8 protein-coding genes are annotated in these 13,003 nt (G+C 46.2%); 5 read left to right on the top strand and 3 right to left on the bottom strand.

The features are described 5' to 3' along the window. Positions 1-36 precede the first annotated feature (36 nt). On the top strand, positions 37-2,646 hold the full coding sequence (locus tag OPS25_RS12965) for a TonB-dependent receptor plug domain-containing protein (protein WP_265618179.1): 2,610 nt from the start codon (positions 37-39) through the stop codon (positions 2,644-2,646). Positions 2,647-2,964: 318 nt separating this feature from the next. Here OPS25_RS12965 and OPS25_RS12970 read toward each other — a convergent pair whose 3' ends face one another. Then, positions 2,965-3,417, bottom strand: a complete 453-nt coding sequence (locus OPS25_RS12970) for a hypothetical protein (protein WP_265618180.1) — start codon at positions 3,415-3,417, stop codon at positions 2,965-2,967. A gap of 75 nt (positions 3,418-3,492) precedes the next feature. On the opposite strand from OPS25_RS12970, the gene OPS25_RS12975 reads away from it, so the two are divergent. The 4 genes from OPS25_RS12975 (at position 3,493) to lysC (ending at position 9,642) form a co-directional block, all read left to right on the top strand. Then, on the top strand, positions 3,493-4,614 hold the full coding sequence (locus OPS25_RS12975) for a PQQ-dependent sugar dehydrogenase (RefSeq protein ID WP_265618181.1): 1,122 nt from the start codon (positions 3,493-3,495) through the stop codon (positions 4,612-4,614). A 154-nt stretch (positions 4,615-4,768) separates the two neighbouring features. Then, on the top strand, positions 4,769-7,381 hold the full coding sequence (gene acnB, locus OPS25_RS12980; protein ID WP_265618182.1) for a bifunctional aconitate hydratase 2/2-methylisocitrate dehydratase: 2,613 nt from the start codon (positions 4,769-4,771) through the stop codon (positions 7,379-7,381). 410 nt (positions 7,382-7,791) lie between these two features. Beyond that, positions 7,792-8,259, top strand: a complete 468-nt coding sequence (locus tag OPS25_RS12985) for a DUF192 domain-containing protein (RefSeq protein ID WP_407080237.1) — start codon at positions 7,792-7,794, stop codon at positions 8,257-8,259. Positions 8,260-8,283: 24 nt separating this feature from the next. Further along, positions 8,284-9,642 (top strand): lysine-sensitive aspartokinase 3, encoded by a 1,359-nt coding sequence (gene lysC / locus OPS25_RS12990; protein WP_265618184.1) that lies wholly within the window; start codon positions 8,284-8,286, stop codon positions 9,640-9,642. Between the two features lie 269 nt (positions 9,643-9,911). Here the strand turns inward: lysC and OPS25_RS12995 are convergent, their stop codons facing one another. Together OPS25_RS12995 and OPS25_RS13000 are read right to left on the bottom strand one after the other, a co-directional pair. Continuing rightward, on the bottom strand, positions 9,912-11,936 hold the full coding sequence (locus OPS25_RS12995; protein ID WP_265618185.1) for a HAMP domain-containing methyl-accepting chemotaxis protein: 2,025 nt from the start codon (positions 11,934-11,936) through the stop codon (positions 9,912-9,914). Positions 11,937-12,182: 246 nt separating this feature from the next. Further along, complete coding sequence (locus OPS25_RS13000) at positions 12,183-12,995, bottom strand: symmetrical bis(5'-nucleosyl)-tetraphosphatase (protein ID WP_265618187.1); 813 nt, start codon at positions 12,993-12,995, stop codon at positions 12,183-12,185. Between the last annotated feature and the right edge of the window lie 8 nt (positions 12,996-13,003).

Here is a 13,003-nt window from a genome sequence, read left to right on the forward strand (position 1 = left end):
CCCGATAAAAAATTGGGGAAATCTTAGGGAAACGATATGAAAAACAACAAATATGTGCAGTTAGGATTATGTGCAGTTGCGGTTAATCTTGCTTTAGGCACTTCTTCAGCTTTCGCTCAGGAAGAAGAAAATATTGAAAAGATCCGTGTTACCGGCTCAATGATTAAGCGTACTGATATGGAAGGGCCATCGCCTATCACTTCCATTGATGCGAGCGAAATTGCCAACACGGGTGTCACAGATTTAATCGGTTTATTTGCGAAAATGCCTATCTCCGGCCAGGGTACATTTTCGACCCAAGGTAACAGCAGTGATGACACGGCTAATGGTGGTTCCAGTGTGTCACTTCGCGGGTTAGGTGCCGATTCTACTCTCATCTTGGTAAACGGTCGCCGCGTATCGGTGTCACCTTTTGCTAAGGGTATAGATACCGCCTTCGTTGATATCAACAATATCCCGATATCGGCGATTAAACGTGTGGAAATTTTGAAAGACGGCGCGTCAGCAACTTATGGTTCCGATGCAATTGCTGGCGTAATCAACGTTATTTTAAAGGATGATTTTGAAGGCGTAGAAGTCTCTGCCAAGTACGGTGACACTGCAGATGGTGGCGGCGAAGAGCAGAATGTCAGCCTGGTTTGGGGATCACAGTCTGATCGAGCTAGTCACACGTTCATCCTGGATTATTTTGACCGCGAAGAAATCTTATATGGCGATCGTGACTATTCTCGCTCAGCGAATCAGGCAGCATTGCGTCCAAACGACCCAGATGCAGTAGACTTCCGTAGTTCGTCAGGTATTCCCGGAACTATTGCACTACGCGCAGACCCCACCAACCGTATCATTGATACCTTCGGTAACGACACCTGCCCGCCAGCAGATCGTGATCCAGCGAATGCATTGTGTCGATACGATTATGCACCAGTGATGACCATGTTCCCAGACTCTGAGCGTTTCAGTTTTAATTACATGGGTAAATATGAAATTGCGCACGATCTTCAAGCATTCGTAGAGTTAAACGGACAAAATTCAAAATCTATTATCCGTGGCGCGGGTAGCCCCAGCTTTAACGAGTTGTTTATGGATGGCGATAATCCCAACCATCCCTTCGCTGATATGCCAAGCCATCCGTTTTATCAGCAAGACCTAACCATGCGTCGTCGTACGGTAGATATTGGTAATCGTGAAAAGCGTGTGGATACTGACTACTATCGCACGATTTTAGGTCTGGAAGGTGAGCTGGGGGCATGGAACTGGGAAGCTGCATACAGTTACATTAAGAGTGAATCGGTTGAACGTGGTGCAGATGGTTTCCCTAATTCACGTCGAACCCAGGAAGCGATTGATTCAGGTTTATGGAACCCGTTTGAACCTTCTGCCAACTCACAAGCTGCACTGGATTTCATCGAAACCCAGACAACCCGTGTGGGTAAATCTACTAATAAATCGTTCGACGTGGTTTTCTCTGGTCCGCTTATGCAAATGGGCAGCGGTGACTTAATGCTGGCGGTTGGCGGCGAATATCGCGAAGAGAAAATCTCTGACAACCCGGACGATCAGTTCCTTCGCGGTGAAGTGTTCGGTACCGAAGCCACGCAAGCAAATGGTCAGCGGGATTCAACTTCTGTTTTCGCAGAGTTAGCTATCCCAGTTCTGGATGAGTTAGAAGTTCAGCTTGCGGTAAGACACGAAGATTACAGTGATTTTGGTACTACTACCGATCCTAAAGTGTCGTTCTTATGGACACCTTTGGATAATTTATCGGTACGTGGTTCTTATGGTACGGCATTCCGTGCCCCCTCCTTACACCAGATTGGTCTAGGCCGTACCGACGAGTCGCCAAACCTGGTTGATACTGTACGTTGTAGTGCGGTTGGCCTGGCATGTGATCCGATGGAATACACCGCCGTGTTTGAAGGTAACCCGGATTTAGGACCAGAAGAATCGACCAGTTATAACTTCGGGTTTATCTACGAAATCACAGACGATCTTGATTTCTCACTGGATTACTACTCGTACGATATTGAAAACATTATCACCTCGGATACCCAGTTTGTGTTCAGCACATTCGGTACCGACCCGTCTGTTGTACAACGTATTCCGACTGGCATCAGTGGTGATCCTGGTGAGGTTGTACGAATCTTTGATTCGTTCCAGAACTTAGGTGATCTGGAAACCTCAGGTCTTGATTTAGATGTAGGTTATTTACTGAAAACCGGAGCCGGCGATTTCCGCTTTGGCTACGTCATGAACTATGTGCTTAAGTACGAAGAATTTCGTCCCAATGCGACAGGTGGCAAACGCCTGTTCTTGCAGGAAGGTGAGTTCGAGCAACCTGAACTGCGCTACACCTTGTCAGCCGATTGGATGATGGATGTGTGGTCTGCGGCGGTTGCGCTTAACTACATTGGTGAATTTGATGGCAGTGCAGATGCAGGCTTTGGTGATAAAACGGTAGATTCATTTGTAACCGTTGACGCCACGCTTAACTTCACGGGTATTGAGAACACTACGTTAACACTAGGTGCCACCAACCTGTTTAACGAAGAACCTCCGTACAGCCATCATGACTTCTTTGGTTATGTGAATACGGTACACAGTGGTCAAGGACGTTTTGTGTACGCTAAAGCATCGTACAAGTTCTAAAAATAAACGCGCTTGATATGACGTAAACGGGGCTGAAAAGCCCCGTTTTTATTTCCGTCAATACTGAGGCAAATAAAAAAGCATCAGCGTGCAAACTGAGGACAGTGAAAACCCCTTGATAAAGCGTTGTTGAAAAAGGGGCTTATGCAATCACTTTCAACCGTAGTGAAATACGGCGTCAACGCAGCATCCCCGGCCTTTACACTTAAAATAACTCAGGGAAGGGCCACCAACGAAGCAAAAAGTCGTCAGCTTACTGAATCGAAGGCATCCAGCATAGGTGGTTTTGTGCGGATAAACTGCTCAGGCTGTGGTTTCTTACCCGCTACGTCTTTGCGAACCTTTATAAAATAGCTTCGCGAAGGTTAAGCCACCTATCGCCCCCGACAAGCATTGCAGGGCAAACCCTAACGGCTCCCTGGCCCCGGCAATCAAGGTCACATCCAAGATGGGTTGCATGGTAATGAGTACAGTCAAAACAGCGGTAGCGCCACCAATAAAGGCAAGCAGTTTTGGGGCTATAATAAACTTTGCAAAAAGCACCACCACAAGCATGGCGATAAACAGGGCAAACGCAATAACAGGCGCATACGTGGGTAACAGCCCCCATATATCCTGAAACGACGTGCTTAACCAGTTGGCTACACTTATCTTCACATCAATGTCGAGTAAGCCAATTAACACCATTTGCGTATGCATTATTGAAGCAAGAACAAACGCTACGGTGGAGCCAATGAGCCAGGCTTTAAGAAACTGAATAGAATTAGCCATATCAAGTTTACCAAGCGATAATTGTTCTATCATTCCACGGTGTTTGGGTAATCACAAGTTTTTAAGAAGGGACGAATGAGACGATTTAGCGAAGTGACCAGATCAATGCAAATATTTTTGCTGCTTGCCAGCATGTTTAGCGGAATGCAAGCCTCTGCAGATGGCGTCGTACACATTAGCCCGATTGCAGATAAACTTCACCGCCCCTGGTCGATGGTTCAGCTGCCCGATGAAGGATGGCTGATCACGCTGCGAGGAGGGCAGTTAGTAAAAGTTAGCGCTGAGGGGGAAAAGCAAACAAAAATTGATTTGAATTTGCCCGGCTTATTTGCTGAAAGCCAAGGGGGATTACTGGACTTTGCTTTAGCGCAGGACTACGCGTTATCAGGCACGGTGTTACTTACCTATAGCCAGGGTAATAAAGATGCCAATCGGCTAGTCGTGGCGCGCGCAAAATTTATCAATGACACCCTCTCTGATCTTAAAATTATTCTTAAGGTGACGCCAGACAAAGATACGCCTGTGCATTATGGGGGCAGGTTGCTGGCACTGCCTGATGGAACCTGGCTGGTGACCTCTGGTGACGGATTTGACTATCGAGAACAGGCACAAGTCAAAGACAGTTTGCTGGGTAAAGTGCTGCATTTTAGAGAAGACGGCTCTGCTCCGCAGGATCCCCCTTTTTCCACATCACCGCTGGTGTTCACGTTGGGTCATAGAAATCCTCAGGCACTGATTTATGATGAGCGGACGGGGAATATTGTTTCGCATGAACATGGCCCTGATGGGGGGGACGAAATTAATATTTTAACCAAAGGAAAAAACTATGGGTGGCCTGTCACTACCTATGGTAAGGATTATTCAGGTGCACGAATTTCGCCTTTCGAAACCTATCCTGGGATGGAGCAACCCGCCGTTAATTGGACACCTTCTATTGCCCCGTCCGGCATGGCACTTTACCGAGGAGAGCAGTTTGCTGAATTAGAGGGAAAAATGCTGGTTACCACCCTAAAGGATCAATCTTTATATGCGGTAGATTTAGAGGCTCAACCACCTACCTCTACTAAAATATTTCCGCAGCTTAAACAACGCCTGCGAGATGTAAAGATTGACAATAAAGGGGCTATCGTCATTTTAACGGATGGTGCCAACGCCCAGCTGCTGAAAATTCAGCGGCGCAACCGTAAAAGTGATTAATAAGTAAGCGATACATACGCTGAATAGCGGCTATAAAGCGCATTAAATGGATTCAAATTTAACTTTGGCGGATAACCCGTTATAATTCCGCCGTTTTATTGAATTCCTGTAGCAAGACCGACATTTACACAGGATTAACCATGAGGAAGATATCGTGTTAGAAGATTATCGCAAACACGTTGAAGAACGTGCTGCTGAGGGGATCCCTCCTAAACCATTGAATGCAGAACAGGTCGCAGGTTTAGTTGAGTTGTTGAAAAACCCTCCCGCCGGAGAAGAAGAAACTTTATTAACCCTTCTTTCCGAGCGCGTTCCTCCAGGTGTGGATGAAGCCGCGTACGTTAAAGCTGGTTTCTTAAGTGCTATCGCTAAAGGTGAAGATAGCTGCCCACTGATAAGCAAAGAAAAAGCGATCGAACTGTTAGGCAACATGCACGGTGGTTATAACATTGCCACTATGGTTGAACTGTTGGATGACAAAGAGCTAGCACCATTGGTAGCGAAAGAGCTTAAACATACGTTGCTCATGTTTGATGCGTATCATGATGTGGAAGAAAAGCATAAAGCCGGTAACGAACATGCTACTGACGTAATAAAGTCATGGGCAGAAGCTGAGTGGTTCACTTCACGCAAGAAGATGGACGACAAAATGACCTACACCGTGTTTAAAGTAACCGGTGAAACCAATACTGACGATTTGTCGCCGGCTCCCGATGCATGGTCACGCCCTGACATCCCACTGCATGCGTTGGCCGCATACAAGATGACTCGCGATGGACTCGAGCCAGAAGAGCATGGCGTTAAGGGGCCGATGAAGCAAATTGAAGACATTAAATCTAAAGGCCACCCCGTTGCCTTTGTGGGTGATGTTGTAGGGACAGGTTCATCGCGTAAATCTGCGACGAACTCAGTTTTATGGTTCTTTGGTGAAGACTTACCAGGTGTGCCTAACAAGCGTGGCGGTGGTGTGTGTATTGGTAGCAAAGTTGCGCCAATTTTCTTCAACACCATGGAAGATGCGGGTGCTTTAGTATTTGAAGCAGACGTAGAAAAAATGGAAATGGGCGATGTGATCGACATTTACCCCTACGAAGGCAAAATTACTAACCATGAGACGGGTGAAGTATTAGCTGAGTATAGTTACAAATCAAAAGTTATTCTGGATGAAGTTCGCGCGGGTGGCCGGATTAATCTGATCATCGGACGAGGCCTGACGGATAAGGCGCGCGAAACATTAGGTCTGGGTCCCACAGATTTATTCCGTAAGCCTGAGCAACCCAAAGACACAGGTAAAGGCTTTACCCTGGCCCAGAAAATGGTAGGGAAAGCGTGTGGGGTCGAAGGCATTCGCCCTGGCACTTACTGTGAACCTAAGATGACCACAGTGGGTTCTCAGGATACCACAGGACCAATGACACGTGATGAGTTGAAAGATCTCGCCTGTCTTGGCTTTACCGCTGACTTGACGATGCAGTCTTTCTGTCACACCGCAGCCTATCCTAAGCCGGTGGATATTGAAACTCAGCACACACTACCCGATTTTATTATGAATCGTGGCGGTGTCTCGCTGCGTCCTGGGGACGGTATTATTCACAGCTGGCTAAACCGGATGTTGCTTCCTGACACCGTTGGCACAGGTGGTGATTCGCATACGCGCTTCCCATTAGGTATCTCATTCCCGGCAGGTTCGGGTCTGGTGGCTTTTGCAGCCGCTACGGGTGTTATGCCATTGGATATGCCAGAATCCATCCTGGTTCGCTTTAAAGGTAAAATGCAACCGGGCATTACCTTACGTGACCTGGTCCACGCCATTCCGCTGTATGGCATTAAACAAGGTTTATTGACTGTCGAGAAGAAAGGTAAAATTAACGCCTTCTCTGGCCGTGTACTTGAAATCGAAGGTCTTGAACACTTAACTGTTGAACAGGCATTCGAATTATCAGACGCGTCTGCTGAGCGCTCTGCAGCCGGTTGTACCATTAACTTGTCTGAAGAGTCTATCGCTGAGTACTTAAGATCGAACATCACCATGCTACGCTGGATGATCAACGAAGGTTACGGTGATCCACGTACCCTTGAACGTCGAGCGCAAAAGATGGAAGAGTGGTTAGCAAAACCTGAACTGATGCGTGCTGACGCGGATGCAGAATATGCAGAAGTCATTGAAATTGACCTTGCTGACATAAAAGAACCTATCGTATGTTGTCCGAATGATCCAGATGATGCGAAAACTCTGTCAGAAGTAGCAGGTGATAAGGTTGATGAAGTGTTTATCGGTTCGTGTATGACTAACATTGGACACTTCCGTGCAGCGGGTAAATTGTTAGAGCAATTTAACAAAACCTTACCAACGCGTCTGTGGATTTCTCCTCCTACTAAGATGGATAAAGCACAGTTGATGGAGGAAGGCTATTACAACATATATGGCCGTGTTGGCGTACGCACCGAAATGCCGGGCTGTTCATTATGCATGGGTAACCAGGCGCGAGTAGACGCAGGCACCACGGTATTGTCAACTTCCACGCGTAACTTCCCTAACCGTTTAGGTGACGGAGCCAATGTTTACCTCACATCAGCTGAATTAGCTGCAGTGGGTGCAATTGTTGGTCGTATCCCAACGGCTGAAGAGTACATGGAATATGCGAGTAAAATCGATTCGATGGCGGGTGAGGTGTATCGTTATCTGAACTTTGACAAAATTGAAAGCTTTAAGAAAGCCGAAGATGATGCCAAAGCGAGGATCATTCCCACCCTGAATGTTGCGTAACTAGCCCTATAACGTAGCGCAACAACACATTTAAAGAGCCGGGCCTTAGGGTACCGGCTCTTTTTATATCAGCCGGGGATGATGCTACGCTTATTAAATTGATAGGCTATATAGTAAGTAGAAATCAGAATTCGGACAGGCACTTCACAAAGTCTTAAGCCAGTTGCACCATTAAAAATTGCAACGGTGTTGCGCGGCGTAAGTCTGCTTTAATGCAAAGTCCGATATTGGAAAGCAAAAAACCGATGTGTATCGCTAACTTGGACTCTGTTGGGCGCTGCCACATGATGCTCGCAGGATGACATTCCTAACGCCCGGGTTAAATGGGTGCACTTACAAAACAGTGCGAGCGGCAATGGCTTTTTTCTTTCGACTGCACTGGAAAATACTATGCTGAGGTATTCGATAAAATGAGAAAGAATAATATGGAAAAACGGTCATTTTTCGCTATTGTGCTAGTGGCAATGCTGGCGGTGGGGATCCCACAGGTCGGTGCTGACAATGTTCAGTTTGATACCGCCACAGTGATAATTTTCGGCGAAAGGTTTGCAGTAGAATATGCGCATTCGCCAGCGCAGCGCGCGCAAGGGTTGATGTTTAGAAAATCCTTATGTGAAGATTGCGGGATGTTATTTTATTTTACCCCTCATCGAAAGGTGGGAATGTGGATGAAAAACACTTACATTCCTCTGGATGTGGCGTTTATCGATGAAGAAGGGGTGATCACCGATATAAAAGCAATGCAGCCTCATGATTTAAATACAACCATGTCATCTAAGAAGGTCGCTTATTCACTGGAAATGAATCAGGGATGGTTTAAGCAACATAATGTCAAAGTAGGCGACACGATTAAGATTGATATTTCAGGCGCACAATAGCGTGCACGCATATAGGAGAAAGTGGTGTCAAAAGCATTAACCATAGCGAAATTTGGTGGAACCAGTGTGGCTAATTACGAGGCAATGCAAAATTGTGCACGTATCGTCACCAACAATTTATCTACTCGAATTGTGGTCGTAAGTGCGGCTGCAGGCGTCACCAATTACTTGGTTCAGCTCGCTCATACACCTTTGACTCAGCAGCAAATCGAAGAGGTTTGTGCGGCAATCACTAAAATAGAACTGACTATCCTGGAAAAGTTACCCAACGCGGTGTCTATTCAACCCAAGCTGGATGACTTATTGGCAGAATTACGCATGCTAGCTTTCCATGAAGAGATTTTGAAGCGAGACGATCTAAAAGATCAATTATTGTCGCTTGGTGAACGTATGTCGTCTTTATTGTTTGCCGAAGTGTTATTAGAGCAAGGCAAGCATGCGATTAATTTTGATGTAAGAAAAGTACTAAGAACGGATAGCGAATTTGGCCAAGCCGCACCCAACCTGGAGAAAATTGCTGAGCAAGCAGAAGCGTATCTTCGTCCTGAATTAGATAATGCTATCGTCGTCACCCAAGGCTTTATTGGTGCAGATGAAAAGGGCAGAACGACCACCTTAGGACGGGGTGGATCCGATTTTACCGCGGCTTTACTGGCAGAAGGAATGCGCGCTGAAATCTGTGAAATATGGACCGATGTTAACGGCGTCTTCACTACTGATCCGCGCATCACTGCGGCCGCCAGACCTTTACCAGAATTAAGCTTTGAAGAAGCGGCCGAAATGGCTACCTTCGGTGCCAAAGTACTCCATCCGGCAACAATGGAACCCGCTTTACGTAAAAATGTGCGAGTTTTCGTCGGATCCAGTAAAGAACCTGAGAAAGGTGGCACCTGGTTGGTGAAAGATTGCCAACAGGAGCCGTCATTCAGAGCAATTACCCGCCGCAAAGAGCAGGTGATGGTAACGGTTAAAACACCTAAAATGATGTATGCCCAAGGCTTTCTACAACAGGTGTTTGCGATCATTGCAAAACACAAGTTAAGCGTAGACCTGGTCACCACGTCTGAAATTGCGGTGTCCTTCACACTGGATAATCCGGCCAATTCGGTGGCCCATCGGCTTAACAAAGAAACTATCGCTGAGCTGGAAACAATCTGTGAAGTAAAAGTGGAAGAAGGTTTCGACCTGGTCACTGTGGTGGGTAACCATATGCACTCAGCGAAAGGTGTATCCAGTCAAATCTTCGCAGCGGTTACCGATTTTAATCTGCGCATGATCTGTTTTGGGGCGAATCCTCACAACATTTCATTTCTTGTCAATGAAAATGACAGTTCAGAAATTGTGAAGGTGCTTCACCAGGCGCTGTTTGAAACGGAACGATAAAATACGTAAATGACGCGCGGCTTTTACTCACCCTTGGCTGCGCTATTTTCTTCCATTATAGCCAACCTGCGTTTTCCTGATATGGCTTGTCAAACGTGATCGCTTTCACCACAGTTTAATTCAAAAGTTGGCAGGGCTATGTAAATGCTAGAATTGGGATGAAAGGTTAGATGTGCTTGTTCGCCGGAAGTCAGAAGTTTGTAATCGACGGCCGTTAAGGCGAACTATCTGGGCAAAGTAGTATATGCCACTTTGCCCGGTTTAAATGCTTACACTTTAAATTGGCGAATAGACTGTTGCAGTTCCTCGGCAAGGCGTGCAACTTCGTGGCTGGAATCTGACGTTTGCTGGGCGCCTGCAGTAGTTTCTTCCGCAATCCCGACAATCGTTTCCAGCTTCTCACTGATCTCTTGTGAAACCGTATTCTGTTCGCGTGCCGATTGCTCGATTTGTGAACTGACATCATGAGCTTTATGCACGGCGTCAGAGATGACATCCAATGCCTTGGTTGCGCGTTCCGTTTGCTCAACACACACAGCCGTTTGTTCTTTACCCTGGTTCATTACAGCCACCGCTTTTTCAGCGCCCGCCTGCAATACTTCAATCATGGAGTTGATTTCCTGGGTAGATTCCTGCGTACGGCTGGCCAATGTTCTTACTTCATCAGCAACTACCGCGAAGCCACGACCCTGTTCACCGGCACGAGCAGCCTCAATGGCGGCATTAAGCGCAAGCAGGTTAGTTTGATCGGCAACGCCTCTAATCACATCCAGAATACCCCCGATGCTGGCACTATCTTGATGAAGCTTATTAATCACGTTTGCCGCTTCTTCAACATCTTTGGCCAATATTTCGATAGTATTGCGGTTATCAAGCGAAATCTTACGTACATTTTCTGCTTCTGCATCAGCATGGCGAATTTGATTTAAGGTATCTTCGGCATTATGCATGACCAGTTGTGAGGTTGAATGCATTTCCGTAGTGGCAGTGGCAACTTGGGCAATCTGCGACTTCTGGTCCTGGATGGAATGGGTGGTTTGAGCGGTAACCGCTGAGGTTTGCTCAGACGCTGCCGCTAACTGCTCAGCGCGCGTATTAATACCCGCGATCAGTTCCTTTAAGTTACTGATGAGTTTATTTATATTGAATGCCAGTTGACCAAATTCGTCCTTTGAACGGATATCAAGCTTCTGGGTGAGATCGCCCGATGAGGCGACGTTCAAGAGTTCATTAACGCGGTTAAGCGGTCGCGTAATCGCAATAACCGTAAAGTAACCAATGGCAGCACCAATAGCTAGCGCTATAAGCACTACGATGATGACAAACATGTTGCCCCTGGCTACCTCTGAATTAACCCGCTCTTCAAGCTCCGAGGCTTTTTCTTCTGCTAACGAAAGCAATTTGGCTAATTCAACCACGGCCTGTTGAATATTCTCATCAGACTTGTTCAACGCCACTTCTGAAGCGTTTCTGTTTTCGATACGTTCTACATGAAGCTTCAGTACACCATCAGAGCCGGTTACCGCATCAAGCGCATTGTTCACCAGATCGTTAATCTCAGCTAAGGAACCATCAGCCTCTTCACCCTGCGCAGCGGCATTCATGGTGTTTAAGCGCTCTTTTACATTGTCGACTACAAGATTTACTTCGTTACCCAGCGTTTGTGCTCTGATCAACGTGTCAGTTTTGATATATTCTGTAGTAGCGGTTAACAGTGACAGCAAAGATGTTTCAAGAGTACTACCGATTTCTGCAGCAGCTGAAAGGTTTTCGCTGTTGCGAACGGAGTCCAAATCGCTGAAGTCCAAAATATAGGTGGCAGCATCATCGGCGCCATCTTCGGCATCGCCCATTTTGTCAGTAATTCTATTTCGCAGTGTCATAAAGGCACGACGATTATCGTACATAGTTTCAACATTACTAACGTAGTTGTCATAAGACGCTTTTACATTGGTTAATGTCGCTCTTAGCGCTTCATCATTTGCTACGGCCGTAGCTAACTGGGCATATTCTTCCTCAAACTCTTCTTTCCCCCGGCTGTATGCCTGGTACTTCTCTTCAAGTTTGTCGAGACTTTCTTCAATATAGGCTTCGAAGGTGATTCTGCCCATATTTAAAAAACTGGCCTTTAATGAGTTACTGCCATCCAGGGTGGGAATAGCAAGCGTGTTGACTTCTTCAGTAGCAGAGCCAACCGAGTTGAGGTTATACAATGAAGATATGCTGATAACGATCAACAGCAAACACATGGTAATAAAACCACCGATAATTCGCATTGCAACAGTAACTTTCATCGACACCCCTCTGTGGCCTATTCTTCGTTGGCATTCATAGCCAACGGGCTTCTTAAATTAAGTTCAATTCTGACAAAAAAAGACGAAAACTTCACTACTTCTGTTCGCTTATTTTGACAATTAGGTATGGAACTTGAAAACTCCCACACAATTTATCGACATTCCCACGGCATACTTTACCAATGACTGGATAAAAAAAGTTATCTTTATTGATATCAAATTAAGATTTATTGCTGGTTTCTATACCTACGCTGCATTTATCGCGATAAATTCGGCCGTTTCCAGACGTAGTGCTGTCATTTTTTTGCCCCAAACATAACCCGTGTCTAAACCAATATATTGAGTAGACGAAGTTTGACCGTTTAATGCAGCCCAATGCCCAAACACTATTCTTTCCGTGGTGAGCGAGCGGTTGTTAAGCTTAAACCATGGGGTTAATTCCTCAGGCGCATCACTAGGGTGCCCGCTGTTTTCAAAATCAAGCTGATTTGACGCATTGAGATATCTCATTCGCGTACACGCATTCACGATAAATCGTTGTCGCTCTACGCCAAAGAGAGCAGAGGACCATTTGCGAGGTTCGCAGCCATACATATTCTTTAGCAGTGAACGCCAGTCTTCGCTACACAAAATTTCACTAATCTCGTCACTGTGGTTAAGAAGATCATCCACTGACCAGAATGGGTATAAGCCGGCATGGACCAACACGGTATCGGGGTCCAGTCTGTGTGCTAAGGGAAAATGACGAAACCAATTTACAATAGCGGGCAATTTTGGGCTATTCAGCAACGGCCCAAGTTTGTCACTTTTCCTGGCTTGTTTCAGGCCTTGTGATACGGCTAGAAAATTCAGATCATGATTGCCAAGTACAGCGTGAAAATGGTCGCCCAAACTCATTAAATACTCCGCGGTGCCGAGGGAGTCAGGCCCTCGCCCTATAAGATCCCCTACCGCATAAAGATGATCTCGATGGGGGTTAAAACCCGCTTCGCTGAGTAACTTTTTTAAGCCAGGCAAACATCCCTGAATATCTCCCACTATTAAACTTTGTCTCGTCATAATTAGAG

It is taken from the genome of Alteromonas aquimaris (assembly GCF_026183695.1).
In the GTDB taxonomy this organism is placed as follows: Bacteria; Pseudomonadota; Gammaproteobacteria; order Enterobacterales; family Alteromonadaceae; genus Alteromonas; species Alteromonas aquimaris.

Excerpts from the sequence above, each read along its gene's own strand:
- OPS25_RS12965 (WP_265618179.1), top strand. The coding sequence starts at position 37 with ATGAAAAACAACAAATATGTGCAGTTAGGATTATGTGCAGTTGCGGTT.
- OPS25_RS12975 (WP_265618181.1), top strand. The coding sequence starts at position 3,493 with ATGAGACGATTTAGCGAAGTGACCAGATCAATGCAAATATTTTTGCTG.
- OPS25_RS13000 (WP_265618187.1), bottom strand. The coding sequence starts at position 12,995 with ATGACGAGACAAAGTTTAATAGTGGGAGATATTCAGGGATGTTTGCCT.
- OPS25_RS12995 (WP_265618185.1), bottom strand. The coding sequence starts at position 11,936 with ATGAAAGTTACTGTTGCAATGCGAATTATCGGTGGTTTTATTACCATG.
- OPS25_RS12970 (WP_265618180.1), bottom strand. The coding sequence starts at position 3,417 with ATGGCTAATTCTATTCAGTTTCTTAAAGCCTGGCTCATTGGCTCCACC.
- OPS25_RS12985 (WP_407080237.1), top strand. The coding sequence starts at position 7,792 with ATGAGAAAGAATAATATGGAAAAACGGTCATTTTTCGCTATTGTGCTA.